The organism is Rhizobium acidisoli (assembly GCF_002531755.2).
GTDB classification, from domain to species: domain Bacteria; phylum Pseudomonadota; class Alphaproteobacteria; order Rhizobiales; family Rhizobiaceae; genus Rhizobium; species Rhizobium acidisoli.
The window spans coordinates 705,357-731,714 of sequence record NZ_CP035002.1 but is presented as its reverse complement, the minus strand read 5'-3'; the positions used below and the strand labels follow the sequence as shown (position 1 = coordinate 731,714).

The 26,358-nt window shown below is 59.7% G+C and carries 27 protein-coding genes and 1 pseudogene; 17 read left to right on the top strand and 11 right to left on the bottom strand.

Annotated features, from left to right (window positions below):
* Window positions 1-41 precede the first annotated feature (41 nt).
* Complete coding sequence (locus tag CO657_RS35860; RefSeq protein WP_054185568.1) at window positions 42-470, bottom strand: MarR family winged helix-turn-helix transcriptional regulator; 429 nt, start codon at window positions 468-470, stop codon at window positions 42-44.
* 271 nt (window positions 471-741) lie between these two features.
* Here CO657_RS35860 and CO657_RS35855 point away from each other — a divergent pair, with 271 nt between their 5' ends.
* The 3 genes from CO657_RS35855 to CO657_RS35845 all read left to right on the top strand — a co-directional run bounded on the left by CO657_RS35855 (window position 742) and on the right by CO657_RS35845 (window position 5,906).
* Window positions 742-1,230, top strand: coding sequence for a (2Fe-2S)-binding protein (locus tag CO657_RS35855; RefSeq protein WP_082366360.1), 489 nt, complete (start codon window positions 742-744; stop codon window positions 1,228-1,230).
* Window positions 1,223-4,633: a molybdopterin cofactor-binding domain-containing protein gene (locus CO657_RS35850; protein ID WP_054185567.1), complete on the top strand. Its 3,411-nt coding sequence runs from the start codon at window positions 1,223-1,225 to the stop codon at window positions 4,631-4,633. The genes CO657_RS35855 and CO657_RS35850 overlap by 8 nt, the downstream gene beginning before the upstream one ends.
* A 127-nt stretch (window positions 4,634-4,760) precedes the next feature.
* A complete protein-coding gene (locus tag CO657_RS35845) occupies window positions 4,761-5,906 on the top strand; it encodes an FAD-dependent monooxygenase (protein WP_245293036.1) in 1,146 nt (381 codons plus the stop codon).
* An 82-nt stretch (window positions 5,907-5,988) separates the two neighbouring features.
* Here CO657_RS35845 and CO657_RS35840 read toward each other — a convergent pair whose 3' ends face one another.
* Window positions 5,989-7,020, bottom strand: coding sequence for a LacI family DNA-binding transcriptional regulator (locus CO657_RS35840; protein WP_245487193.1), 1,032 nt, complete (start codon window positions 7,018-7,020; stop codon window positions 5,989-5,991).
* Between the two features lie 187 nt (window positions 7,021-7,207).
* On the opposite strand from CO657_RS35840, the gene CO657_RS35835 reads away from it, so the two are divergent.
* Genes CO657_RS35835 through CO657_RS35815 form a run of 6 tightly spaced genes read left to right on the top strand, consistent with a single transcriptional unit; the run spans window position 7,208 to window position 11,882 of the window.
* Window positions 7,208-8,251: an ABC transporter substrate-binding protein gene (locus tag CO657_RS35835; protein WP_063856461.1), complete on the top strand. Its 1,044-nt coding sequence runs from the start codon at window positions 7,208-7,210 to the stop codon at window positions 8,249-8,251.
* A 28-nt stretch (window positions 8,252-8,279) separates the two neighbouring features.
* Window positions 8,280-9,323 (top strand): ABC transporter ATP-binding protein, encoded by a 1,044-nt coding sequence (locus tag CO657_RS35830; protein ID WP_054185629.1) that lies wholly within the window; start codon window positions 8,280-8,282, stop codon window positions 9,321-9,323.
* On the top strand, window positions 9,320-10,129 hold the full coding sequence (locus tag CO657_RS35825) for an ABC transporter permease (RefSeq protein ID WP_245487192.1): 810 nt from the start codon (window positions 9,320-9,322) through the stop codon (window positions 10,127-10,129). Before CO657_RS35830 ends, CO657_RS35825 begins: the two co-directional genes overlap by 4 nt.
* Before the next feature lie 51 nt (window positions 10,130-10,180).
* Entirely contained in the window at window positions 10,181-10,762 is a 582-nt protein-coding gene (locus CO657_RS35820; protein ID WP_245487191.1) for an ABC transporter permease, read from the top strand.
* A gap of 14 nt (window positions 10,763-10,776) precedes the next feature.
* Complete coding sequence (locus CO657_RS37840; protein ID WP_245487190.1) at window positions 10,777-10,989, top strand: ABC transporter permease subunit; 213 nt, start codon at window positions 10,777-10,779, stop codon at window positions 10,987-10,989.
* On the top strand, window positions 10,986-11,882 hold the full coding sequence (locus CO657_RS35815; RefSeq protein WP_054185563.1) for a phosphorylase family protein: 897 nt from the start codon (window positions 10,986-10,988) through the stop codon (window positions 11,880-11,882). The genes CO657_RS37840 and CO657_RS35815 overlap by 4 nt, the downstream gene beginning before the upstream one ends.
* Window positions 11,883-12,480: 598 nt before the next feature.
* Here the strand turns inward: CO657_RS35815 and CO657_RS35805 are convergent.
* Both CO657_RS35805 and CO657_RS35800 read right to left on the bottom strand, forming a co-directional pair.
* Entirely contained in the window at window positions 12,481-13,260 is a 780-nt protein-coding gene (locus CO657_RS35805; RefSeq protein WP_054185562.1) for an alpha/beta fold hydrolase, read from the bottom strand.
* A gap of 61 nt (window positions 13,261-13,321) precedes the next feature.
* Window positions 13,322-14,089 (bottom strand): SDR family NAD(P)-dependent oxidoreductase, encoded by a 768-nt coding sequence (locus tag CO657_RS35800; protein WP_054185561.1) that lies wholly within the window; start codon window positions 14,087-14,089, stop codon window positions 13,322-13,324.
* A gap of 76 nt (window positions 14,090-14,165) precedes the next feature.
* Here CO657_RS35800 and CO657_RS35795 point away from each other — a divergent pair, with 76 nt between their 5' ends.
* The 4 genes and pseudogenes from CO657_RS35795 to CO657_RS35780 form a co-directional block, all read left to right on the top strand.
* The gene (locus CO657_RS35795) at window positions 14,166-14,579 is read left to right on the top strand and encodes a helix-turn-helix domain-containing protein (RefSeq protein ID WP_245293035.1); all 414 of its coding nucleotides are present in this window, start codon (window positions 14,166-14,168) and stop codon (window positions 14,577-14,579) included.
* A gap of 263 nt (window positions 14,580-14,842) precedes the next feature.
* The gene (gene istA, locus CO657_RS35790) at window positions 14,843-16,363 is read left to right on the top strand and encodes an IS21 family transposase (RefSeq protein WP_054185559.1); all 1,521 of its coding nucleotides are present in this window, start codon (window positions 14,843-14,845) and stop codon (window positions 16,361-16,363) included.
* Window positions 16,353-17,147, top strand: a complete 795-nt coding sequence (gene istB / locus CO657_RS35785) for an IS21-like element helper ATPase IstB (RefSeq protein WP_054185558.1) — start codon at window positions 16,353-16,355, stop codon at window positions 17,145-17,147. Before istA ends, istB begins: the two co-directional genes overlap by 11 nt.
* Window positions 17,148-17,215: 68 nt before the next feature.
* Window positions 17,216-17,323: pseudogene (locus CO657_RS35780) on the top strand (nucleotidyltransferase); the annotation flags it as partial.
* 138 nt (window positions 17,324-17,461) lie between these two features.
* Here CO657_RS35780 and lov read toward each other — a convergent pair.
* Complete coding sequence (gene lov, locus CO657_RS35775) at window positions 17,462-18,499, bottom strand: blue-light-activated histidine kinase (protein WP_054185556.1); 1,038 nt, start codon at window positions 18,497-18,499, stop codon at window positions 17,462-17,464.
* A 207-nt stretch (window positions 18,500-18,706) separates the two neighbouring features.
* Between lov and CO657_RS35770 the strand changes: the two genes are divergently transcribed.
* Window positions 18,707-19,723 carry a sensor histidine kinase gene (locus CO657_RS35770; protein ID WP_054185555.1) on the top strand — a complete coding sequence of 339 codons (1,017 nt, stop codon included), beginning with the start codon at window positions 18,707-18,709 and terminating at the stop codon, window positions 19,721-19,723.
* A 289-nt stretch (window positions 19,724-20,012) separates the two neighbouring features.
* Here CO657_RS35770 and CO657_RS35765 read toward each other — a convergent pair whose 3' ends face one another.
* Window positions 20,013-21,212, bottom strand: coding sequence for an IS256 family transposase (locus tag CO657_RS35765; RefSeq protein ID WP_128715534.1), 1,200 nt, complete (start codon window positions 21,210-21,212; stop codon window positions 20,013-20,015).
* Window positions 21,213-21,547: 335 nt separating this feature from the next.
* On the opposite strand from CO657_RS35765, the gene CO657_RS35755 reads away from it, so the two are divergent.
* From CO657_RS35755 to CO657_RS35745, 3 genes are read left to right on the top strand one after another with little or no spacing between them, the layout of a single operon-like run.
* Window positions 21,548-22,072 carry a hypothetical protein gene (locus CO657_RS35755; RefSeq protein WP_054185005.1) on the top strand — a complete coding sequence of 175 codons (525 nt, stop codon included), beginning with the start codon at window positions 21,548-21,550 and terminating at the stop codon, window positions 22,070-22,072.
* On the top strand, window positions 22,065-22,481 hold the full coding sequence (locus CO657_RS35750) for a phage holin family protein (protein ID WP_054184921.1): 417 nt from the start codon (window positions 22,065-22,067) through the stop codon (window positions 22,479-22,481). The genes CO657_RS35755 and CO657_RS35750 overlap by 8 nt, the downstream gene beginning before the upstream one ends.
* The gene (locus tag CO657_RS35745; protein ID WP_054185006.1) at window positions 22,481-23,491 is read left to right on the top strand and encodes a DUF3618 domain-containing protein; all 1,011 of its coding nucleotides are present in this window, start codon (window positions 22,481-22,483) and stop codon (window positions 23,489-23,491) included. Before CO657_RS35750 ends, CO657_RS35745 begins: the two co-directional genes overlap by 1 nt.
* A 304-nt stretch (window positions 23,492-23,795) precedes the next feature.
* On the opposite strand, the gene CO657_RS38020 is transcribed toward CO657_RS35745, so the two are convergent.
* From CO657_RS38020 to CO657_RS35730, 5 genes are all read right to left on the bottom strand, one after another.
* Complete coding sequence (locus tag CO657_RS38020; RefSeq protein WP_280950499.1) at window positions 23,796-24,089, bottom strand: alpha/beta hydrolase; 294 nt, start codon at window positions 24,087-24,089, stop codon at window positions 23,796-23,798.
* Between the two features lie 82 nt (window positions 24,090-24,171).
* Window positions 24,172-24,495, bottom strand: a complete 324-nt coding sequence (locus tag CO657_RS38015; RefSeq protein ID WP_280950497.1) for an alpha/beta hydrolase — start codon at window positions 24,493-24,495, stop codon at window positions 24,172-24,174.
* A gap of 8 nt (window positions 24,496-24,503) precedes the next feature.
* Window positions 24,504-24,953, bottom strand: coding sequence for a DUF2383 domain-containing protein (locus CO657_RS35735; RefSeq protein WP_054184922.1), 450 nt, complete (start codon window positions 24,951-24,953; stop codon window positions 24,504-24,506).
* A gap of 457 nt (window positions 24,954-25,410) precedes the next feature.
* On the bottom strand, window positions 25,411-25,569 hold the full coding sequence (locus CO657_RS37025; RefSeq protein ID WP_164918709.1) for a hypothetical protein: 159 nt from the start codon (window positions 25,567-25,569) through the stop codon (window positions 25,411-25,413).
* 418 nt (window positions 25,570-25,987) lie between these two features.
* On the bottom strand, window positions 25,988-26,350 hold the full coding sequence (locus tag CO657_RS35730; RefSeq protein ID WP_054184923.1) for a hypothetical protein: 363 nt from the start codon (window positions 26,348-26,350) through the stop codon (window positions 25,988-25,990).
* Window positions 26,351-26,358 lie beyond the last annotated feature (8 nt).

Genomic DNA, 26,358 nt, shown 5'->3' with positions numbered 1-26,358 from the left:
CACTGGCAGTGTTTAGGCCATTATTATCTTAATGTATAATTTTATATCAGGCGTTTCAGCAACTGCAGAAGTTGCTCCCTTTCCGAAGGCGCTAAAGGGGCAAGCGTAGTCTCGCTGCTGCCTTTCACGTCCGGCAGCACTGCATCGAGCAGCCGGCGACCGGTGTCGGTGATGAAAAGCGTATAGCGTCTTCGATCTTCGCCGTCCTTCTCCACATGGATCAGATCTCTCGCCAGCAGGCGCGACACGACGCCCTTCGTGGTGGCGCCATCCATCCCGACAAGACGGCCCAGAGCGTTTTGGGAAAGCGGCCCCGACGCCTCACGCAGCCGGTAGAGTGTGGAGAATTGCGTCGGGGTCAATCCGCCCGTCATGCGCTCCATGAAGAGGGCCATATGCCTCTGATAGGCGAGACGGAGCAAGAAGCCGACTTGCTCGTCAAGGACGTAATTTTCGTTCGGGTCGACCATCGGCGATTTCCAGCTTCTGAAGAAACAAGGTCGAACTGCAACATCCCAATGCCTGACGTCAAGCCGGAATCCCGCATATGCGCTCTCGATGAAGCGGCGCCTGGCGTAGCCAAGGCACGCGCGCTCAGAGACTGCTTAAAAATCTTACAAACCCGCTTACTGCCTGCCGATTATGCAAAAAATCCGCACATGCTGTGCAAATTCATTTGCATACAAACGAATTTTCTGCTGAATTCCCGACAAGGGGCAAAAAGAGAGCCCGAGGGAACCAATGACGAATACGCTCGAACTGACGGTCAATGGGACAGCGCGCCTCCTTCAGCATCCCGGGGAACGAACACTTCTCGACGTCTTGAGAGATGAGCTCGGTCTCAAGGGGGCAAAGTATGGCTGCGGAAAGGCGCAATGCGGCGCCTGCACCGTGCTCATCGACGGTTCGCCGGCACGGGCCTGTGTGCTGCGTGCAAAACGTGCCGTTGGACATGACGTTACCACGCTCGAAGGCCTATCCGATTCTGTGACCGGAGCTCTTTCTTTGGTCCAGAAGGCCTTTCTCGAGTGCGAAGGCGCGCAATGTGGATACTGCCTAAACGGGATGGTTATGACCGCCGCCGCTCTCCTGCAAAATAACCCGTCACCGACGCGAGAAGACATTCGCGCGGCTCTGCGCCACAATCTTTGTCGTTGCGGAACGCATCTGGAGATCATCGCTTCGGTCGAACGCGCGGCCGAGCTGATGCGTGGAGCCCAGCATGGCTGAAAGTCTTCCCCCCGGCAGCCTCTCGATCTATGACGAATTCTCTGCCGGCCCGGCCGTCTTCCTGAGAATGGACGAGCGTGGTGTTGCCATTGGTTACAACGGCCACGTGGATCTTGGCACCGGCATCGACACGGCGCTCTCCCAGATCGTCGCGGAGGAACTGGACCTGCCGTTGAGTGCGGTGCATATGGTGCTTGGCGATACGGCTTCGACCCCGGACCAAGGGCCGACCATCGCGTCCGAAACGATCCAGGTCGCCGCCATTCCGCTGCGCCTGGCAGCCGCGCAGGCCCGCGTCTTCCTGGCGGCGGAGGCTGCCCGTCGCTTCAACGCCCCAATAGATGGCATCGCGATCGAGGCAGGCTGCGTCGGCTGGCAAGACAAATCCTGTAGTTATGGTGACCTGATTGCCGGACAGGATGTTGCGCTCAAGCTCGACCGGACAACTCCGGTCAAGCCTCCGGCGAACTATCGCATCGTCGGCCACAGGACGGGACGCCGTGACCTTTCGGACAAGCTGCACGGGACACATCCCTACATTCATGATGTAGACATTGCGGGTATGGTGCACGGCCATGTCATCCGGCCGCCTTATGCCGGACGCGACAGCGGAGCCTTCGTCGGACACAGCCTCATCCGTTACGACGAAGCCGCCGTGCGAAACCTTCCCGGTTTCATCGCGGTCGTCCGCCACGGCGATTTCCTTGGTGTGGTGGCAGAGCGGGCCGACCAGGCCCAACTCATCGCGGAGGCCTTGCCGGCGCATTGGCACCTGCCGCCTGACATCCCTGACATGGCCGATCTGCGCCAGACGCTGAAGGATCATCCCTCCACGCCGCGCAGTCTTGATCGTGCCGGCGACTTTGGCCGGGCTATTGCCGAATGCGACGTGGCCCGGCAACGCACCTATGTCTGGCCTTATCACGAACACGGTTCCATCGGCCCGTCCTGCGCCATTGCCGACTGGAACGGCGGCACGCCGCTCGTCTGGTCCGGCACGCAGAACCCGCACATGCTGCGCGATGATCTGGCCGTCCTTGTCGGAGTGCCGACTGAGCGGATCGAAATCCGCCGCTATCAGGCTGCCGGCTGCTACGGGCGCAATTGCGCCGACGATGTTTGCGGCGACGCGTTGCTTCTGTCGCGCGCCACCAGCCGGCCAGTCAGGGTCCAGCTCACCCGCGCGCAGGAGCATCTTTGGGAGCCCAAAGGCGCCGCGCAACTCATGGAGGTGAACGGCGGGCTAAAGGCCGGCGCGCTGCATGCCTATGCCATCGACACCTGGTATCCATCCAACCGGGGGCCGAACCTGTCGCTGCTGCTGACAGGCCGCACCAGCTCGGAGGCGCGACCTTCCGACATGGGCGACCGCACCATTATCCCGCCTTATCGGATCCCTCACAGGCGCATCACGGTGCATGACATGGCGCCGATCGTGCGGGCTGCATGGATGCGCGGTGTTTCCGCCCTGCCCAACACCTTTGCCCATGAGAGTTTCGTGGATGAAATGGCTTACGAGGCGGGCGAGGATCCGGTTGCCTTCCGGCTGCGTCATCTCGACGATCCGCGGGAGGCCGATCTTGTCCGCCGCACGGCCGAACAGGCAGGATGGGCGGAGCGCGTCGGTCCGCGCCTGCGTCGCGAAGGTCGTATGGCCTTCGGTCAGGGTTTTGCCTTCGCCACCTATGTGCATGGCACCTTCCCCGGCACGGCGGCGGCTTCCGCCGCCTGGGTGGTGGATGTCGCTGTGGACACGGAAACCGGCGAGGTCGCGCTCACCCGCATCTTCATCGGCCAGGATCAGGGACTCGTCATCAATCCGGATGGCGTGCGCCAGCAGATCCATGGCAATGCCATTCAGACGGCAAGCCGGGTGCTGCTCGAGGAAGTCACCTTCAACGAAATTTCTCCCACACCGCGAAGCTGGGCGGCTTATCCGATCCAGACTTTTCCTGCCGTGCCCGAAATCGAGACCATGCTGATCGCGCGGCCGGACGATCCTCCGCTCGGCGTTGGCGAAAGCGTGGCGGTGCCGAGTGCGGCGGCCATCGCCAATGCTATTTTCGACGCCACGGGCGTGCGCATGCGCGAAGTGCCGTTTACACCGGAGAAAATGCGCGCAGCGCTCGCAGCTTTGGGGAACATGCCCGCCCTCGCCGCCGCGGAGGCTCGCCCGCTCCGGAACCGAAGCCCGCTGCGCAAGAAACTGCTCGGGCTTAGCGCCGTCATCGGCGGCATGCTTGCGATGGGTACCATCGCCCTGCCGCTCAATCGGTCCATTGCTCCTTCCGCTGCGCCTGCGTCCGGCATTTTCTCCAAGGAGGCACTCGAACGTGGCCGGCAGGTGTTTGCCCTTGGTAACTGCGCCACATGTCACACCGCCGAGGGTGGGTTGCCCAATGCGGGTGGACGCCCAATGGTCACCCCCTTCGGCACGGTCTATTCCACCAATATTACCCCCGAGCCGGAAACAGGTCTTGGCCGGTGGAGTTTCGAGGCGTTCGAGCGTGCGATGCGTCATGGTATCAGCCGCGACGGCCATAACCTCTACCCGGCCTTCCCCTACACGTCCTTTGCCAGGATCAACAGCGAGGACATGCTCTCGCTTTACGCCTACATCCAGACGCTGACGCCCGTGCGCCAGGAAACGCTAACGTCACGGATGATCGCTCCGACCAACCTGCGCCCGGCCCTCGCCGCCTGGAACTGGCTCTATCATGACGCCGCGCCCTTCACGCCCGATCCGGTCCGTAGCGAGACATGGAACCGCGGCAAATATCTGGTCGAGGCGGCGGGCCACTGTTCTGCCTGCCACGCTCCGCGCAATATCGCCGGCGCAGAACTGCCCGAGCTGACCGGAGCCATGATCAAGGGCTGGTATGCCCCGGCCCTTGCCGGGCCGCCGGCCGCCGCCCGCGGCTGGAACGAGGACACGCTGTTTTCCTATCTGCGCCGCGGGCATTCCGAAGCAGCAACGGCATCCGGCCCGATGGCGGAAGTCGCCGCCAGCCTTACCGCCCTGCCCGATGGTGATATCCGCGCTATGGCCACGTATCTGGCCTCATTGAGCGGAATTGATGCCGCACCCGCCGCGTCCGTGCCTGAGGCCAGACTTGCACCCTCGCGGGCCAGCCGGATTTACGAAAGCGCCTGCGCCGTCTGCCATGAGCCCGCGCTTGCCGGGACAGTCACGGCGGCTCTTGCGCCGATCAGCCGGTCGGCGGCACTGCGCGCGCCCGTGCCCGATGCCCTCTTCTCCGTTCTGGACGAGGGTCTGAAGGCGCCGGACGGGCTGGATCTGCGCGACATGCCGTCCTTTAACGGCGAATTCACAGACACGGAACGGGAGGCCCTCGCTAGCTATCTGCGGCAGCGCTTCGCCCCCGATTTGCCACCCTGGTAGCGCCGGAGGACCGCGATCGTGCCGGGTCCCCGGCTGATCAGGGTCCACTTCCGACGACGACAACGGCCGGTTCGCATTCGCATTGTTTGTTAGCCAACAATATGCCTGACAGAAGAAGGACAAACCCATGAGCATGAACATTGAGAAGGTCGAGATCGCGGTCATCGGAGCGGGCCTTGGCGGCGCTGCGGCAGCAGCCCTGCTGGCCGGCGCCGGGTTCTCCGTGCATAGCTTCGAACAGGCCCCCGCCTTTACGCGTCTGGGCGCCGGCATTCACATTGGCCCGAACGTGATGAAAATCTTCCGCCGCATCGGCATTGAGAAGAAGCTGGAGCAGATCGGCTCCCATCCGGATTTCTGGTTCTCCCGTGATGGCATGACTGGCGACTATCTCTCGCGCATTCCTCTCGGCGATTATGGCCGCAAGGAATACGGCGCCTCCTACATCACCATCCACCGCGGCGACATGCATGCCGTCCAGATAGATGCGCTGCCGCAGGACAAGGTCCATTTCGGCCACCGCCTGACCGGCATCGAGGAGCGCGAGACCGACGTGCTGCTCACATTCGAGAACGGACGGCGCGTTGCTGCCGGTCTTGTCGTCGGCGCCGACGGCATCAATTCCATGATCCGCGACATGCTGCTCGGGCCTGAAAAACCCCGCTTCTCCGGCTGGGTCGGACATCGCGCCCTCGTCAACATGGACAAGCTGCGTAATTCCGGCCTGGAGTTCGAAGCCTGCGTCAAGTGGTGGTGGGAGGCCTCTCGCCACATCATGGCCTATGCCACCAAGGGCGACGGCAGCGAATACTATTATGTCACCGGCGTGCCGGTAGACGGTTGGGAGCATGAAACCAGCTTCGTCGACAGTTCCCGAGAGGAGATGGAAGCGATATTCGGAGGATCCCATCCGATGGTGCAGGCCCTGGTGGATGCGACCGAAACCGTCACGAAATGGCCATTCTGGAACCGCGATCCCTTAAACATCTGGAGTCGCGGCCGTCTCGTCATGTTGGGTGACGCATGCCACCCCATGCGTCCGCATATGGCGCAGGGCGCTTGTATGGCCATTGAGGACGCAGCGATCCTCACGCGATGCCTCGAAGAAAGCGGCATGGCAGGGTATAAAGACGCCTTCTCGCTCTATGAAGCCACACGACGTGAACGGGCCACCAAGGTGCAGACAATATCGAACGCCAACACTTGGCTGAAGCAGCCGGAAGATCCTGCTTGGGTCTATGCCTACGACCCGCTAACCGCCGCCCTCGGCTGAACCACCGACCGTACGCACGTCTGAAAAATACGCCGCTGAGTGGGCTTGCCGGAAATAGTCCGGCCGGCCGAAGGCGTGGGTGTCAGGCGTTTGAGATGAGTTCGACTTTCCCGTGCACGACCAATTGCAAGTGAGGAGAGCCCGGCCGTTCGATCTGACGCACCAGCCCCTCGACCAGGCTGCGCCCGACGGCAACCATATCAACGGTATGGGCGATGAGAGGGGTAGACAGGTAGCGACACATATGTGTGTTGTCACGAACGACGATATGAAAATCGCGGCCAACCGTCAGGCCTTTTCGGCGCGCCGCACTCAGCGCTCCGAGAAGCCCGAGTTCGTTGGCGCAGATCAGGCCGGCCGGCGGTTCCGGGAGGTCCAGCAGGCGCGTCACCCAGCGTTCACTTGCTTCCATGGTGAAATCCTCGTGCCCGATCAGCTGCGGATCGACCGAAAGCCCTGCTCCAGTCATGGCCTTTGCATAGCCGGCCAAACGCAGCGTGCTGTACTGGTCTTCGCGGGTCAGCAGTTGAAGCGCGATACGCCGGCACCCTCGATCGAACAGCATTGTCGCGGCCTGGAAGGCTATTCCTTCGTTGTCGACATCGACGAAAGCGTAGTCGAGATCACTGCCGCTGCGGCCGAAGGCGATAAACGGAATGCTACGGTCCAGGAGAAACGGTATACGCGGGTCTTCCGAGACCATTCGGGTAATTACGATTCCGTCAACGCCGCCGGCATGAATGAGCCGAGTGAGATTCTCCTGCGGATCCTCCTCAGGCGTCGTGGAGTATATCGAGAGGCTATATCCCTGTTCTCGTGCGGCAAGCGTGAGCCCTTCGATCAGGGGCAGTTTCGCAATGTCCGACAGGTAGTCGCGCGTCTCCATCGGCAGTATGGCTGTCAACGCGTGTGTGAGGCCTGTGCGCAACGCCCTGCCATGGAAGTTAGGGACATAGCCCGCAGCGTTTGCAACCGCCTTTACGCGCTTGATGGTGTCAGGATGAACCTCCGGGCCATCCTTCAATGCCCTGGAAACGGTCGTCACCGAAAGACCAAGCTCTGTCGCGATCTGCCTCAGATTGGGTCTCGAATTTGCTGCCATCGCGCCTGTCAATCTTCCGTGGTTCGGTTTGGTCGATACAGTGCCCTTTCCGCCGCATAATTGAAAGTAGGGGGAGGGTAGGAACAAGATTCCGCTTGACGGGGCGACCGTTATCCATCAATCGTAACGTTACGATTTCCAAAAATCGGGCGTTAGACCCAAAAATCGTCATTCAGAGGTGAACAAAGGAGATAAACCAATGCTTCGTATGCTGCGCCTATCCGTGGCTGCTATTGCCATGACTGCCGCCGGCCCGCTGGCAGCGCAAACACTGACCATCACAACTGCCGGAGGCGACTACGGCACCGCTATCAAGAAGGCCATGTGGGAGCCCGCCGCCCACGAGCTTGGCCTCGATGTGCGTGAAGAAACCCAGAGCGACGGCTTTGCAGCACTCAAGATGCAAGTCACATCTGGTGCAGTTACAACCGACATTATTCATCTCGGCTCGCCCGAAGGTGCGCAGGCAGCCGCTCAAGGCCTGCTCGAGCCGCTGGATTATTCCGTCATCGACGGCAAATCGCTGCCGGCAGGAGCGCAATCGGAGTACTGCTATCCCTTCAGTTCCTACGGCACTGTGATGGCGTGGAACACAAAGACTATCGGCAACAATCCGCCGAAGAACTGGGCGGAGTTCTGGAACGTCAAAGCATTTCCCGGAACTCGCGCGCTACGCGCCAATGCGCAGGATCTCATAGAGATCGCGCTTCTCTCCGAGGGGGTGGAACCAAATCAAGTCTACGACGTCCTGAGTGCGCCAGGAGGGCTGGAGCGTGCGATCGGCCGTCTCGAAGAGTTAAAGCCAAATGTAGCGATCTGGTGGACCTCGGGTGCGCAATCAGCCCAAATTTTGAAGGACGGCGAAGCCGATCTGGTCGTGACCTGGAACGGTCGCGCCCAAAGCGTCAAGGCAGACGGCGGTGCCGCTGACTACAGTTTCAAGGGCTCCGTCATCGGCACGGACTGTCTAGCCGTTCCAAAAGGTGCAGCAAACAAGGATGCCGCCATGAAGCTCATTGCGGCGATGACGACGCCGGAAAGAGGCGCGAAGCTTACGGATTTTATCGCCTATGGGCCGCTCAACCCGAAAGCCTATGAGGGTGGATTGATTCCGGCGGAACGGATGCAACTTCTCGCCACCGCTCCTGGAAATGTCGAGACCTCCGTGTTTTCGAAGGCTGAGTGGTGGCTGAAAAATGGTGAGGCTGCCCAGGTCGCCTTCGACGAAATGATGAACCGTTGAAAGACAGGGAGCAGGCATCAAGATGGCCATAACCTCGCTTCCCATAACCATCGACAGCGTAAGGAAAGTATTCGGTTGTTACGTGGCGCTGAACGATGTTTCGCTGGAGGTTGCTGCTGGCGAATTCCTCACCCTGCTCGGTCCTTCAGGATCGGGCAAGACAACACTGTTGATGGCGCTTGCGGGGTTTGTCCGTCCGGATAGCGGCTCTCTAACCATCGGCGGCCGGGATGTCACCCGGCTGTCTCCGGAAAAAAGAGAAATCGGAATCGTCTTCCAAAATTACGCGCTCTTCCCACACATGAGCGTGCTTGCCAACGTGGCCTATCCACTGATGCTGCGTCATGTGTCCAAGGTCGAGGCTCGCGAGCGGGCAATGGGCGCTTTGGCAAGGGTCGAGCTATCAGGTTACGGCGACCGCAACATCGCCGCGCTGTCGGGCGGCCAGCGGCAGCGCGTTGCACTGGCGCGTGCCATTGTATTCGAGCCGCGTGTCATGCTGATGGACGAGCCCCTCTCCGCGCTGGACAAGAACCTGCGTGAACACATGCAGTTCGAAATCCGACGCCTGCACGACGATCTCGGTATCACGACGATCTATGTGACGCATGATCAAAGGGAGGCGCTGACGATGTCCGACCGAATTGCAGTCATGGACGCCGGCGAGATCCAGCAGATCGGCGCACCATCCGAGATCTATCATCATCCGACCAACCGCTTCGTCGCAGAATTCATGGGTGAAGCCAACATTCTTCCCACAGCAAGCCTGACGCGGATGAACGGATCGACGCAAGCCCCTCAGGGATTTGCAATGATCCGGGCAGAAAGTTTCCATTTTGACGCCGCCGATGCGGAACCTGACGCGGTCGCGATCACAGGCAGCCTTTCCGCCAAGGCTTTCCGCGGCGAGAATTGGCTTCTCAATGTGACAACCGAGGCCGGCGCTTTAGTCATGTTGAGCGTGCCCGCAACCCGCGCTGCTGGCTGCGCTGAGCTGAAAACCGGTCAGGTGGTAACCGCCTATGCGGCCGCCGCGAGCGTGCATAGCTTGCCAGAGGGGCCCGGGAAATGAACACCGCAGCTCTTTTGCAGGACGTCCGGCGCGAACGCCGCTTCTTTCTGTCACTTGCCGTGCCGGCCTTGGTGCTTGTCGGTCTGGCGGCTATCCTGCCGGTCATATGGATCCTGCGTCAGTCGTTCCTGACCATGGCAGGTGACTTGTCGACCGCCAACTACGAAAAGATCCTCTCGAGCGGCCTCACCTGGTCCGCGGTCGGCACCACCCTCGCCTTGTCTGGCGCGACATTGTTCATCTGCATGGTCCTTGGCATTCCTTTGGCATTGACCTTGGCCAGCACCAAAACGCGCATCGCAAACCGGGTCCTGATCCTGATCATGCTGCCGCTTTGGACGTCCATCCTGGTTCGCACCTACGGCTGGCTGGTACTCCTGCGGCGTGAAGGTCTCGTCAACTCCGCCTTGCAGAGCCTCGGCCTGACGGACACCCCTTTGCCGCTGGCCTACAATTTTACTGGCACGCTGATCGGCATGGTTCACTACATGCTGCCACTCTTCGTTCTGCCGATCTATGCCGCGATGCGCGATATCGACAACAATGTGATCCGCGCTTCCGCCAGTATGGGTGCGAGCCTCTGGCACTGCGTGCGAACCATCATCCTTCCGCTTTCGGCGGGCGGGATCCTGTCAGGCTCAACCATCGTATTCATATACACGCTTGGTTTCTTCATCACGCCTGCCATTCTTGGGGCGGCAAGGTCAACCCGATCTCGGTCCGCATCGATCGCACCCTCTCGACATTTCAGGACTGGGGTTCGGCCAGCGCGCTTGGCGTTCTGCTCCTTGTTCTGGTTCTGGTAACCGGTGGCATGCTGTTCGGCCTCCGCTCACTTCTGACGAAGGGTGCACGCCATGCTTGACGCCTATTACGGCAGCCGACTGACCAAGGCGGCCCTTTGGATCTTCTCAGCGCTCGTTCTCGTCTTTCTCATGCTGCCCACTTTGATCGTGGTGCCACTGTCCTTTTCGGCCTCGGATCTCCTCGAGTTTCCGCCGAGGGCCTGGTCGCTTCGCTGGTACGAGGCTTTCTTCTCGTCGGCCGTGTGGATGGCTGCGTTGAGAGTCAGCCTGCTTCTCGGTGTACTCACGGCCGCGATTGCGGTGCCGATCAGCTTTCTGGCATGTTTCGCTATCAACCGGTTCGGCGGGCGTAGCGCGCGAGTGATCTACGGATTTCTCCTGTCTCCATCGGTAACGCCCGGCATCCTTCTGGCGATCGGGCTCTTCTTTATTCTCGCAAAGCTTGGACTCGTGGGCACCCTTACCGGCGTCCTTGTTGGGCATGTGGTCCTTGCAATTCCGGTGGCCGTGATCGTGCTCTACCCCGCCATCAATCGGTTCGACTGGGCTCAGGCCCAAGCGGCCCGCAGCCTTGGTGCGGGCTGGTTCCGCACCATGGGGGGATCATACTGCCACAGCTGGGCCTCAGCTTAACGACCGCCGCATTGATGGCGTTCCTGACGTCTCTTGATGAGGCGGTCATCTCGATCTTCGTGGCCAACGGCCCAAGCAGCACCTTGCCGAAGCTCATGTTTATGTCCCTGCGGGACCAGATCGACCCTACCATTGCCGCTATCTCCACCTTTTGGACTCTCCTGATCTCCGTCGTGCTTCTGTTTTTCAACCTGCGCGAACGCGGACCTTTGAAAGATAATTCATGACTGATCCTGTAATCATTCCCGTGATTCCAAAGACCGAGCTGGCGATCATTACCGGTTCAGCCAATTGGGGACTTGCTTTTCCAGAGGATATTGCGATGCCGGGGGTTCGCGTACTCGCTCGCGACCTGTCTTTCGATACCCCCTATGGTGTGTCCGATAACTGGAAACTCCTGGAATTCGACGCAAGCATCACGCAGGATCGACAAAGCAAGCGAGCGCTTTGCATGTATTCCCATGGCAATCCACGGGATCGTATAGACCATTCCTGCCATCAACGCGCTTTCTGGGTCCTCATGGAATCTGGCGTTCGTCATGTGCTTTCCTGCTCGACGCTTGGTGCGGTCAACAAGGCCATTCAACCAGGTGATATGGTGATCAATGCCGACATCATCGAGTTGACCCAGACCCCGTACTCACTTCTTCCTGGCCGGCAACGTTTCGATTGTTCCGGCAAACAGATCGTCTGCCCGAATTGCGCCGCCGTTTTGGCAGACACGGCCCGCAGCCTCTGGCCTTCATCCTGCCGGGTCCATGGGATCGAGCAAGGGTTAGTTGCGGCACACGCCTACGGCCCACGCCTGACGAGTCCTGCGGAGGCGCTGGCCTTTCGCTCGATGGGCGCAGATGTGATCAACCATTCGATAGCGCCTGAAGCGACGCTATCGCGCGAGATCGGCGCGTGCTTCGTGCCGTGCGCATTCGTCACAGCCGGATTTAATGACTATATGGATCGGAGCCGCGGCACCTTGCTCCAGGATGGTGTGCTGCCCAGCTTGTCCATGCTAGCCTCGCGCATCGCCCTGGAGACAGCGATACGCCTGCCGTCAGACTCGTCCTGCGGCTGCCAAGAGCTGAAATCGCCCCAGCCTGAAGAACGTTACATTCGCTTCTGATCGGTGCCTAGAGGTGATAAGGCTCGTCAAGGTGAGCTCTCCGGATAATGCAGACGTGACATGTCAGGTACAGGCAACCGCAAGTCGGGACCGACTGCGCCGGCCCTGTGTTCCGTTTTCTCGACTGAGGAAAAAATCATCTCGTGAACGGCCGGATGAGGAAAGTCGACGCCTTGGGGGATATGAACCCGCGACCCGGTTATTCATTATTCTCGGTCACAGTTTATCTCAGCAATGCGCGAACTTGGATCGACTGGCATGACTGATTTGGGGCCCTGAAGAGACCAGCAGGTTTTGGAAAGGTCAAAAAAGGAGCCTGCCCTTCCTGCAGGCGGGCGGGCCATGGCCGTTCCCTACCCGGAGCCGACATAAAGTCACGGCATCGATGAACGGTGCTTTCTGGGCTAGGTATTCCTCGATGCCGCTCTCGTTTGTCGACTCCAACTCTAGCTTCAGGTTGGGTATCCGCGCCGCAATTCGTCATCCTTCCCGGCCATCAGGCCGGCTTTTTTCCGAGTGCCTCGGCTATTCCCCCGTTGGCCTTCCCGACGGCGATCAGGCTCGGAATATCGGCTCGCGCGGCGTCAGGGATCCAATGTCACGATTGCCCCGCAGCTTCCAGAATGAGCTTGGTGATCTCATCCGGATGTGAAATGAGCGACAGATGGCTGGAATTGAGTTCGATGGCTTTAGCGCCCATGCGTCTGGCCATGAAACGCTGCAGGTCTGGATTTATCGTCCCATCTTGCGTCGAAACGGCGTAGTAGCTTGGCTTGGAGCGCCAAGCAGCGTTTGAGGTTTTGCCGGTGAGCAACGCCTTTTGGAATGGTTGTTGAACGGCATAGAGAACCCTCGCCCTGGCCTCGGGAAGGTCGCCCCCGAAATCGCGCAGAAACGCTTCTTCCGTCAGCCGTCCTTCGTCGCCGTCGAAGACAATGCCCGCCGTTGCGGGTGGTGTCGGGTAGGTTTTTGCCAAAGCTGCATAGTCCTCTCCTGCATCCGGTGCTCGGGCAGCGACATAAACCAGTGAAGAGACGTTCGGATGCACACCTGCTTCGGTGAGGATCATCCCCGAAAAGGAGTGGCCGACAAAGACGGTCGGACCGTCCTGCCGGTCGAGGATGCGCCGGGCGGCCGCCACGGCATCGGGCAGCGTGGTGAGCGGGTTCTGGACCGCCGTGCAGTTTAGGCCCTTCGCTTGCAGCCGGGCGATAACCTCGGCCCAGCATGATCCGTCGGCGAAAAGTCCATGCACGAGAACGACATTGCGCGCCTTTGGAGGCGTGGGTGCGGCGGCCAAGCCGGCATGTGTCGCAACAAATGACGTGGCAGCACCGACGAGCAAAGTTTTCGAAAACGCGCGTCTGTTCATCATCATGATCGAATCTCCATCGTTTGCGAAGCGGTAGGATTATTTGAACTCGGTCCGAAGCGGCATCTCAGATTGACATGCCACCAGAGACCTCGATGCGTTGGGCATTGACCCAGCGGTTGTCCTCAGAGAGCAGCGAGGCAATCATCGGACCAATATCGTCGGGCAGGCCGGCGCGGCCCAGCGCCGTCATTTCGGCGACACGCTGGTTCAGATCCGGATTGTCGCGCACCATACCGCCGCTAAAGTCGGTCTGGATGGCGCCGGGCGCGACGACATTGACGGCGATGCGACGCGGTCCCAGCTCCTTTGCCATATACCGCGTCAGCACCTCGACGGCTCCCTTCATCGCACCATAAGCAGCGCTGCCGGGAACGATGATGCGAGTCAGGCCGCTCGACAGGTTGACGATCCGGCCGCCGTCATTGATCAGCGGCAAGAGCTTCTGTGTCAGGAAGAAGACCCCCTTGAAGTGCACATTGTAAAGCATGTCCAGTTCATCTTCGGTCGTCGCCTCGATGCTGTTGTGGTGCGAGGTTCCGGCATTGTTAACGAGGTATTCGAAACGCTCGGCGCCCAGATCGGCAAGCGCCTGCTTTACGGCGTCGACGAAAGGGTCGAAACCGTGGACATCACCCGTGTCGAGCTTGAGGGCAATGGCTTTGGCGCCAGCTTCAGCAACCAGGGCCACGACCTTTTCGGCTTCCGCACTGCTGGTATTGTAGGTGAGGATCGAGTCGACACCACGTCTGGCGAGGTTGAGCACGGTGTTGCGGCCCAGCCCGCGGCTGCCGCCGGTGACGATCGCGATTTTGCGTTCGGAATTCTGTGTCATCGCCGTTCTCCTTTGTTGATGACGGTGAACATAAGAGGGCGAAGCACGGGCGAACATGCCGGAACCGGCTTCTTTCTTGCCTGATCCTGCCTCCGGCGTTAATTACCGCCTGCTGGCCGGGCCACATGGTGCTGTCTTTGCCCGCATGGTCGTCGGCGCGGAGCGAAACCGGCGTCTGGTCAAAGCGATCCACGCATTGCGGGGTAATTTCGACAAGCAGGTGCGCGTCGATGATCTTGCCGCGCTCGCCGGCCTGAGCCCGACAGCCTTCCATCGTCAGTTCAAGGCAATGACCGCGATGACACCGGTGCAGTTTCAAAAGCAGATCCGCCTGATGGAGGCGCGCCGGCTGATGCTGTCGCGCGAAATGTCGACGGAAACGGTTGCCTTTGAGGTAGGCTATGCCAGCCCCTCACAGTTCAGCCGGGAATATTCCCGGCTGTTTGGGTGTCCGCCACGCCGAGACATCGGGAAGCTTCTGTCGGCCTGACTATTTCAGCGCGCACGTTGAAACTGCGCATGACCGCTCTCAGGCGGGAAGCCGCCGTTGAATGCTTCAATCGCGGTCCGCATTCAAGCAGCGATGGAGCTTTTCGCCTTGATAGGAAGAACCTTCGGCCCGCGGTCATTTTTCGCTAAGCTGTTGGTTTCCACGCGGAACTGAGCCGGTTAGACGCATAATTTCCATTGAGAATTGAGCCATGTGAACCTTCCCCCAACGCGGAGAGCGACGGGGGCAACGGAGTGATCCACATGGGACTTTTAAACATCATCCGTCGGATGGCGCTGCGCGAGAAGCAGTCGATCCGCGAGATCAGCCGGCGCACTGGACTGTCACGCAACACGATCGCGAAGTATTTGAGTGCCGGTACGATCGAGCCGACGTTCACGGTACCGGAACGACCGAGCAAGCTTGATCCTTTTGCCGACAAACTTGCTGGCTGGCTGAAGACCGAGGCCGGAAGGTCGCGCAAGCAGCGCCGAACGCTGAAGCAGCTTCATGCCGATCTGGTGGTTTTCGGCTTTACCGGCTCCTATGGACGGGTCGCCGCGTTCGCCCGTGAGTGGCGGGTTGAGCAGCAGACGGCGGGCCGCGGCATATTCGTTCCGCTGTCTTTCCGCCCAGGCGAAGCATTCCAATTCGATTGGAGTGAGGACTATGCCGTAATCGGCGGCGAGCGCACGAAGCTTCAGGTCGCCCATATCAAGCTATCACACAGTCGCGCCTTTCTGGTCAGAGCTTACCTGCTGCAGACGCACGAGATGCTCTTCGACGCTCACTGGCACGGGTTCCGCGTGTTCGGCGGCGTACCTGGCCGCGGCATCTATGATAACATGAAGACCGCGGTCGATCGTGTTGGCCGCGGCAAGGAACGGCAGGTCAACGTCCGCTTCCAGGCGATGACGAACCACTACGTCTTTGCGCCCGAGTTCTGCAATCCCGCCGCAGGCTGGGAGAAAGGCCAGGTCGAGAAGAACGTCCAGGATGCCCGACCACGGCTGTGGCAACAGATGCCGGACTTTCCAGATTTAGCGGCGTTGAACGCATGGCTGGAACAGCATTGCCAGGACCTGTGGCGCGAGACACCGCATGGCACCTTGTCCGGTTCGATCGCAGATGTTTGGGGTGATGAGCAGCCTGCCTTAATGGCATTGCCCGCCATGTTTGACGGCTTCGTCGAGCAGAGCAAGCGCGTCTCACCGACATGCTTGATCACCTTCGAGCGTAATCGTTACAGTGTGCCTGCATCATTTGCGAACCGGCCCGTCAGCCTGCGGATTTATCCCGAGCGGCTGGTCGTTGCAGCCGAGGGCAATATCCTCTGCGAACATCCGCGGATCATAGAACGCAGCCACGACAAACCACCACGGACGATTTATGACTGGCGGCATTACCTTGCCGTCATCCAGCGCAAGCCCGGTGCTTTGCGCAATGGCGCACCCTTCCTGGAACTGCCGCCTGCTCTACGCAAATTGCAGGATCAGATGCTTCGCCGCCCCGGTGGTGATCGGGAGATGGCCGACATCCTCGCTCTGGTTCTTCATCACGACGAACAGGTTGTCGTCAGGGCTGTGGAACTGGCTCTGGATCAAGGCGTCGCGACCAAGACGCATGTGCTGAACCTGCTGCATCGTCTGATCGATGGGAAGACGACTGATGGTCCTGACATCGACACGCCACAGGCGCTGACCTTGCTGCTTGAACCCAAGGCCAATGTAGAACGCTATGACGGTCTGCGGGTCCGGATCGTAGGAGGTCGTCATGCGTCATGATCCTGCCAGCGCCGCCGTCGTCATCATGCTGCGTAGCCTGAAGATGTATGGCATGTCTCAAGCCGTCACGGACCTGATCGAGCAAGGGGCTCCAGCGTTTGATGCGGCCGTGCCGATCCTGTCCCAGTTGCTAAAAGCCGAGATGGCCGAGCGCGAGGTCCGTTCGATTGCGTATCATATGAAGGCGGCTCGCTTCCCGGCCTACAAGGACATCTCCGGATACGACTTCGCCGCCAGCGAAATCAACGAGGCGACGGTGCGCCAACTGCATCGATGCGAGTTCATGGACGATGCGCATAACATTGTCCTCGTCGGCGGGCCGGGCACAGGAAAGACCCATATCGCGACTGCCCTCGGTGTTCAGGCTATCGAGCATCATCGCCGAAAGGTCCGCTTCTTCTCGACTATAGAATTGGTCAATGCGCTCGAGCAGGAGAAGACAAAGGGCAAGGCAGGCCAGATTGCCGAGACGCTGGTCCGTCTCGATCTGCTGATCCTCGATGAGCTTGGATACCTTCCGTTCAGCGCCTCAGGCGGAGCGCTGCTCTTCCACCTGCTGAGCAAGCTTTACGAGCGCACCAGCGTCATCATCACTACCAACCTCAGCTTTAGCGAATGGGCCACGGTCTTCGGAGACGCCAAAATGACGACAGCTCTCCTCGACCGACTGACCCACCGTTGCCATATCCTCGAAACTGGAAATGACAGCTTTCGCTTCAAAGCCAGCTCGGCGGCCGCCGCACAGAAGAGAGGAGAAAAGGCCAACCCATTGACCAAAGCATGATCAGAAAACCATACTTAGAGGTGGCTCACTTCTCGGTGGAAAAACCGGCTCAGTTCCGCGTGGAAACCAACAAGGAGGCTCTTGGCTGGCTCGCAGAGCAAACCGCCTTGTTGCTTGAGCTGGTTAACACGGTGTGCTCAGAGCATCTGGCGATGCTTGAGCGAAATGGCAGGTAGCGGCGTTGCGCGATGGGCAGTCCATGAGCTCGTTTGATCTGTCTATCCAGTCACCGATCGAGTGATGCTTTTTTCTGACCCGTTTCAGGCCATTCCATGTTGCGTCGACCAGGGCTGAAGGCGACTATGCCACATCCGTCATCGGGCCGTAGAACCGGCAGAAGGAACCTCGATCTCGATAAGCAACCCATCATCCGACCAAGTTTTCTCAACACGCCCCTTCAGCTGTTTTTCGACCATCGCGCCGACGATCACCGTGCCAAAACCTCGTTTGGTTGACCGCGGCGCCGGGCCAGCGCCCGCCTCCTGCCACCGAAGCCTGAAGCCGGCGTCCGAGGGTCCCGGCATCCAGCTGATGGAAAGCCTACCTTGCGGGACGGCAAGCGCACCATGACGGGCTGCATTGACGGCGAGCTCATGAAGAACGAGCGCAACCGGCTGGACAACCGTCGCCGGCAGTCTGATATCCGGTCCGCTTAAGGCGGCACGGGTCGCTGCAAACGGCGTCACCTGTAGCTGAACGAGCTCCTCGACGGAAATGTTCGCCCAACCTCGTTCAGCTAGCAGATTATGTGCACGCGCAAGCGCCTGCACGCGATGCTGGATGGCGGCGGCATAAAGGGCCGGGTCGTCGGAGTTGCTGAGGCGAACGATGCTGTCAACGATGGCAAGGACATTTTTCGACCGGTGGTCGACCTCCATGAGCAGGCGATGCTCGGAAGCCTCCAGCGCCTCGACGCGCCGATACTCCGTCATGTCAATTTGCGATCCAAAAAAATACAAGATCCTTCCATCATCCCCGTGGACGGGACTTAGGTGCAGGCGGTTCCAAAACGGCTCTCCGTTTTTCTTATAATTCAAGATCTCGACACCGACCTCGCGCTCCTCTGCGATGGCGGCACGAATTTCAGCGACGGCAATCGGTGACGTCGCGGGTCCTTGAAGGAAGCGACAATTGCGGCCCAGCACCTCTTCGGCGGCATAACCCGTCAGCTCAAGGAAAGATTTGTTTGCCAGCACAATCGGCAGATCGGGTTTGCGTGCGTCGGTGACGACCATAGGCATCCTCGTGCGTTCGAAGGCGACCGCCGCTAATTCCTTCCGATCGGCCAAGGCTGCTTTTGTCGACGCCGAAGGCAAGTCTCCGTGCAGTTTTTTTGTCGAGTTACTCGTCATGCGTCCACGCTTCTTCAGTCATCGGCTGATAACGTTGCATGGGTTCCTTTGTTTCCCTGACAATCACCAATTTGGCTTAGATCAGAAGCTTTCCGGAACCGGCCAGCGTACCAATCATGGCTGCGATGGCAATGCGGCAGCGTCCGGTATAGGATTAAGGTGAGGTCATTCGCTTGTGACCTGAACCATCAGGCGCGAAACAAGATCATGAACCGCTTTTCCCAATCCAGTCGCGCTCGCGAGCGCTTTCTCGAAGCGATCCTCCAGAGTGCTATCGAGTATGCGATCATCGCTGTGGACCTCGATGGTCTCGTGACCACATGGAACGAGGGCGCGCGCCGGATCCTCGGATGGGATGAGACGGAAATTATCGGCCAGCCCGTGTCGGTAATTTTCACGGAGGAAGACCGCGAGGTCGGGGTTCCTCAACGGGAAATGACCGCCGCTCTGACCGAGGGCCACGGAGATGATGAGCGATGGCACGTGCGAAAGGACGGCTCGTTATTCTGGGCGTCGGGCCAGATGATGGCATTGAGGTCGGATGACGGCGAACTCGAAGGCTTCCTGAAGATCCTCAGGGACCGCACAGAGCAGCGAGAAAACGAGGAGCGCCAGCGCGTCCTGATGCACGAACTCTCTCATCGCATCAAAAATACTTTGGCCGTCGTCCAGGCGATCACCAACCAATCCTTCCGAAGCGCGAGCAGTATGGAGGAGGCAGAAAAGTCGATCTCGGCCCGCATTAATGCCTATGCCAACGCGCATGATATTTTGCTGCAGAGGAACTGGCTGTCGGCGACCATGGATGCGGTCGTCGGGGCAACCTCGATCAATCTCGGAGTTGAGCCAAGCCGCGTCAAAGCAAACGGTCCTGCGGTGGATCTGGCCCCCCAGGCGGCCCTTGCCTTCTCCCTCGTGCTGCACGAGCTTGTTACGAACGCGACGAAATACGGCGCTCTTTCAGTCGATACCGGATCTGTCGAAATCGAGTGGTCGGTGCGCCGAAACGCTGGCGACGATCGCTTTGGCCTGCTTTGGCAAGAGCGCGGCGGGCCGGCCGTGGAACCACCAAGGAAGAAGGGCTTTGGGTCCCGGCTCGTTTATTCGAGCCTCTCCGCTTTCGGAGATGTCTCTCTCGATTATGCTGCAACAGGGCTCACCATCAGGCTCGACGCGTCGCTTGAGAAGCTGCAGGCCCAAAAGTATCCGGGCTCTCCCAAATAATTATCGAAGCACGCGGGTGATTGCAATCGAAGCGATAGCGCGACCGCCGCCTGTGTACGCCTTGGCTTGTGGCAGGAGTGGCGTCGGGGCTTCGTCTGACCAAGGCCAGATCGGAAGATATCAAACGCTCGGATGTTTCGTCGAATCCGTCCCAAGGGTCATCTGGTATCCGCTTTGACCCGACGGTGCCGGAATCTAGAAAGTCTCCTGTCGCTGTGGATCGTGTCCATGGGAGTGGTGTAGCTGACGGCTGATTGCCGTGCTTTCCGACGTTGGGTCGGAGGGGATTTCAGCGTGCCACAGCGGGCAGACTGATTTGGGGATCATCGCTCATTTGTGCCATGGTCTCAAGCGTCATGTACCTGGCGCGCTGGACGGCCCATTCATCATTCTGTTCGAGCAGCAGTGCACCGACGAGACGGACGATGGCTTCGTCGTTGGGAAAGATGCCGACGACCTCCGTTCGTCGCTTGATTTCGCCGTTGAGACGTTCGATTGGATTCGTTGAGTGAAGCTTCGCCCGGTGCTCTTTCGGGAAGGTCATGTAGGCGAGCACGTCCTCTTCAGCGTCGTCCAGGATGGTGGCGAGCTTCGGCACTTTCGGTCTGATCTGATCAGCGACGCTGCGCCATTGAGCGCTGGCGGCCTCCGGCGTCTCCTGGGCAAAGGCGGTGGCGATGAAGGCCGAGACGACCCGCCTGCCACTCTTTCCAGCATGCGCCAGTACGTTCCTCATGAAGTGAACCCGGCACCGTTGCCAGGTGGCGTTGAGAACCTTGGTGACGGCGGCCTTGAGCCCTTCATGCGCATCGGAGACAACAAGCTTCACACCACGTAATCCTCGACGTGTCAGCCTGCGCAGGAATTCCGTCCAGATCGGCTCGGCTTCCGACGTGCCGACTTCCATTCCCAGGACCTCGCGTCGACCATCGCTGTTGACGCCGACGGCGATGATAACAGCAACGGAAACGATGCGGCCGCCGCGCCGGACTTTGAGGTAGGTCGCATCCACCCATACATACGGCCACTCGCCTTCAATTGGCCTGTCGAGGAACGCTTTGACCTTGACGTCGATCTCTTCGCATAGACGGCTCACCTGGCTTTTGGAGATGCCAGACATGCCCATGGCCTTGACCAAGTCGTCGACAGAGCGTGTTGATATCCCTTGAATATACGCTTCCTGGATAACCGCCGTCAGGGCCTTTTCCGCCATCCGACGCGGTTCGAGAAAGCTCGGGAAGTAGCTGCCCTTGCGCAGCTTCGGAATGCGAAGCTCGACGGTTCCGGCGCGCGTCTCCCAATCGCGGTCACGGTAGCCATTGCGTTGAGCGAGCCGCATCGGGTTCTTCTCACCGAAGTCAGCACCCGTGGCCGAGCCGACTTCCAACTCCATCAGCCGCTCGGCGGCAAAGCCAATCATCTCACGCAATAAATCTGCATCCGCGCTCTTCTCAACGAGGGAGCGCACGTTCATCATGTCATTGGTCATCGGTGGTCTTTCCGTCAGGTTGGTCTTGAACAACCCGACCCTAGCGGAAAACACTGATGGCCGCCCGCAAAGCCGATCACCCGCTACAGCGCAGCGAGAAGCGCGCGGGCACTCGGCTTTGCTACCTCCCGTCAGCTACACCACTTGCCGGGACACGATCTCGCTGTGACCCCCTTCCTCAGCTGCAGCAATCTGCGCTTATGTCTGAAGCATACCCGTCTCCCTCCGGGTCGCGGCGCAACGTATTTTTGTGGACTCTGGAAGTCCGTCACCGGGAACAAAGCTAGAAGGTCGAGGTTGGGCGCCCACAAGGATCAAACGCCATGGAGCCCCCGATGACAGACGATTTTTCCGTTCCGGCAGGTGATCGCAGTCCGTCTGCGAACGCCTCACCAGTCACTGACCTGAAAAACAAACTCAACGAGGATGTCAACTCGACGACGGATATGATCAAGGAGGGCTCCGGCGCCGTCATCGAGAAGGTCGACGAGGTGGTTTCCGAGCAGACCCACTATGCCGCCCATCAGGTGAGCGGCATAGCAACAGCTCTCGAGAGGGTCGGGGCAGAACTGGAGGGGGCTGATCAGCGACACATCGGCCGCTACGCCCGCGAAATCGGTCGCAGCCTTGCCGATGTTGCCAAAAGGATCGAGGGCAAGGACCTCGGCGAGATGGCTACCCTGGCCGAAAATTTCGGGCGCAAGCAGCCAATGGCTTTTCTCGGGATCGCAGCGCTTGCGGGGTTAACCGCAAGCCGGTTTTTGATCGCGTCTGCGAAACGAAGCAATCAAGCTCGACCGACCGGACCCTCGGAAACAGTAAGATCGGTTTCTACAAGCGAGGGCACTCCAAATGGCTAAAACCCCTGAAAACACGCCGCTGTCCGAATTGGTCAGCGGACTTCTTCGCGATGTTACTGGTCTGCTGCGCAAGGAGATCGACCTGGCCAAGACTGAAGCGACCGAGAAACTATCGGATGCTTTGAACGGCGTCGAAATCCTCCTCATTGGCTTAGTTCTGGCAATTGGGGCCGTCGGCGTCCTGCTAAGCGCGATCGTTGGCGGTGTCGCGGCATTCCTTGTGGCTCAAGGGTTTGCCGAGCCGACTGCCAATGCACTGGCGTCCGCAGCCGTCGGCGTCGTGATCGGGCTTATTGCATGGATCATGATCGCACGCGGTCTCGCTGTCTTCCGACGCAACAACCTGACGCTCGAACGAACCACCACTTCGCTTGGCCGCGACGTGCAAACCGTGAAGGATAAACTATGATGGAAACCTCTCCAGACAAAACATCCGCTGAGCTCCAGCGAGAAATTGAGCGAGATCGGCAGCGGCTTGGAGATCGCATAGACGCTATCCAGGAACGAATGTCGCCCGGGCAACTGGTAGATGAGGTTCTGGCTTACGCGAGGAATAGCGGAGGCAGCGAGTTCGTCGGAAACCTTGGGCGGACCTTTAAAGAAAATCCCCTGCCTGTGGCGCTGATGGGCGTCAGTCTAGCCTGGCTGATGGCCAAAGGGGCCCCGTCGACGGCCGCACCTGCTTCTTCACAGGAACCGGAATATGAACTCTATCCTGTTCAAGGTCCGGTCCGTCGCCTCGGTCCGCCCACATCGATCGGGGGCGTGCGATACAGTCATTTCAGCGACGGCTCTGGACGGCAATTGAAAGCGCTCACCGACGAAACGGGACGCCGCGCCGGCCATTTCATGGACGAGACAGGCAAAACCTATCGCGGTTTTGTCGATGCGAGCGGAAAACAAGTCGATCAAATAGTCGACGAGACAGGAGCGATGTTCGACGCGGCATCCGGCTGGGCTGCGGAAAAGTTGGAGCAGGTTAAGACGACGGCCCAAGACCTTGCAGGAAGGGCGGCAGGGACGGCCAGCTCAATGACCAGCCGAACCACTTCCGCTGCGACAAATCTACAGGAACAGGCCACCGACCTCAACAAATTGATCCTCACCCAGTTTCGAGATCAACCTCTGGTTGGAGGAGCGCTGGCCTTTGCTGTCGGAGCTGCTATTGGCGCTGCACTCCCAAGCACCGAGACGGAAGATAGGTTCGCGGGAGAAGCCGCAGATGCTGCCAAGCAAACGATCGGCGCTCAGGCCTCCGAGCTTGTCGATCGAGGAGCAGCCGCTGCATCGGACCTCTTCGAACGCGCAGCCAGTGTGGCATCGGACGCTCACGACGAGATCAAGGATCGGCTTTCGGAGGAGGTTGATGCGTTGAAAAGCGGAGCAGCAACCAGTCGAGATACTCCGACCCCAAGCTGATGATGCCTTTGGCGCTAAGTCGTCAACCGAAGCGAATACCAACGTTCTAGCGGTGGCGGTCGGGTTTCTCACTTGATCCAGACGGGCGATGATCGCTGCTGTGGCCTCGGCCACGGACGTGGTCGTCCACCTTCGCTTTTCGCTAGAGGGGTAGTGCCGGCGAATTTAAGAGGATGTGACCGATACGAAGCCCAGCATAGCGGGGGCAGGCGTTCAGCAAGTAGTGCCAAAGGATCGATCGCTCTTCGGGGTTCAGACGACCGAGCGCGCCCGTCACGTCGGATCGACCAGGTTTCTCTCGAACTTAAAGCAGCGACTTCTTGAGGAAAGATAACGCCTTCTGCGCGCCGGCGGTGGAAATCGTGTGACCTGTTCCCCGCTCGACGTGCAGCTCGACCTTGAAGCCGGCCGTTCCGAGCTGGGCGGCGGCGAGCCTGGAAGCGAGCGGCGGGATTGTCCTATCATCCTCGCCGTGCACGAGAAGAACGGGCACGTGCCTGCTTGCTGGCGAAACCGGCTGTGGCGGAAGAAGGCCGGAAAATCCGACGAGAGCTCCGATCTGCCAGCGACCTGAGGCAACCGCGTCGAGGGCAACGATGGCTCCCTGGGAGAGACCGACGAAGGCGGTCCGGTCATGGGCGTTTCCGAAGCCTTCCCGCCGGGCGACGTCGGTGATTACGCTATCGAATGCCTCTCTGACCGCGACAATGCGGTCTTGGGCAAGCGGATTGCCCCTCGACGCTGAACCACTGATGTCCGTAGCGATGATGATGGAAGGGAGCGTCCGGTGCCGCGAAGCGGGCGTTGGGGAGGCCGGTGATCCAGGAAGAGGCCAGCGGCATAAGCTGTGCCCCAGACGCGCCTATGCCATGGAGTAAGATGATCAACGAGTGTTCAGTCAATTGCCCTCGCTCAAGATTGCCGGACAAGCCGAGGGCGCTCGACCCGATATCGGGAGCGCCCTCGCGCGATTGGACGGCCGCAGGCTCGTTGGTTCGGGCCATTGTCAAAATCAGAGCATCTTGGCTGTCGTCTCCATCCAGGACCTGTGTTTCTCCTCGTCCTGATGAGCCTTCATGAAGAACGCCTTCGAGGCGGGGATCGCATCCTCATGGCGGATCGCCCGCTCGTAGGCAGTCACCGTGTCGTCTTCGTTCGTCTTCATCGCTTTCAAGACCGCGGCGTCGCCCATGAGGTCGGCTAGCGCGATCTTGCCCGTCGTCAGCATCTGCTTCATGTCCCCTTCTGTCGGAGCTTCGATACCGAGTTCCCGTGCCATTGCTGTGAGGACCTGAACGTGCTGCAGGTGGTCTTCCTTGAAAACGGAGATCTGGCTGGCGAATTGCCGGCTGTCGAGGCGCTCAATGCAGGAGTCATACGCGGCGATCGCGTCGTGCTCGAGGTACAGCAGGTTCTTCACGAGATCCTTGATGTCCGCCTCGTTACCTACCATCGTGACCATGTCGTTCTCCTTTTGTTAGGGAGATCAGGGAACGGGGTTCGGGACGTCTTGTTCCAGCGCCAGGCGGAGCGTCCTGTATCGTACATTCTTTCGGGTCATGGCGTGGCCCCAGCGCTGAAACTTCAGCCGTTCGGTTGGTTTCGGCATCGACGTTGCCGTCGCTGCTTCGATGCAAGGCGGAGAAACCATACCCCTCGAAGGCGAGCGCTGCGGGTATAGTATGGCTATGACCAATGCCCATCCCGCTTCTTGAAAGACTGGGATCTGCGGCTCTTTTGACGAGGCGACGCTCTGGCTGGGGGACGAAAAAGTCGCCGCTGTCGACGAACTCAGAAGGCTGCGTGTCAGGAACGCGAACCCTCCGTCAAGCTCGACGAGGTGGCTCCGCCAATCGCTGATGCAGTTCGGGCGCGGATTAATCCGCGCCCTTCGAGGACATTCGCATGAAGGATTGAAATTACTTCGAGTTCTTGTGGCTCTGCTCGCCGGCTTTGACGTGCTGCTCGTGGGAACCGCCCTGCTTGCCTGACGAGGCGCCTGTCTTTGCCGACGAAGCGCTCTTGGCTGCGCCCGACTTAGAGCCGCCTTTGGAGTGCGATGTGTCTGTGGATGCCATGATGTATTCCTCCTTGAGACCTTGATGACCTCGGGGAGTGAACTTTGATGAGAAGATCATGTTCCCAATAAATTTTGATTGTACGCGAAGGGCACACTGAATCCGCAATGAGTGGTGGTCCCGACGTCTTTCAGTCCGAGCAGCCGCCGAGGGTGGAAGGTCGTCTGCCACCTTCTTGTGTCTGCCGTCGTTGAATTCGCCGGAGTCATGATGTTTTTCGCATCGGTTACGTCTGCGCCCTGCCGCTCTGTGGCCTCGCGCTGCTCCTCGGTTGGGTGCCAGTGATCTTTAATCTGGCCCTCCGGGCGCCTTGGTCCTCACAGATCTTGTGCGTTAGCGGCGGTCCTGCTCGGTCCATTTGCAATGACGCACGCTGCGGGGTTCCGGGTTTGATCGAACCGACCGCAACCGACGTTGGCTACCGGGTCTTTTCCGTCCCCGCGGGCGTCGTAACCTGCGTCGGGCCACCGCCATTACCGCTCGGGCTCGGAGACCGGTCCGTGGCCTCGGGCGGCCGGCTGCTGCCGGCGGCGGCGTTGTTGTCAAAGGTACCCGCGCCGGAAGGCTGCGCGTTGATCGGATCGGGCGTCGTCGATGCGGTCGGCTTCGCATCTCGATCGATGCTCTCGCCCCATATTTCAACGGCGCCCCATGCCAGCAATGCGAGTAGAATGCCGAAGACAAGAACGGCGAACACGGGCTTTCCGTAGCTCCCTTGCCTGGCTTCGGTAGCGGTTTCCGTGACCCTCGGCGCTTCGGGATCGTTGCGGTTGGTGACCATATTAAATC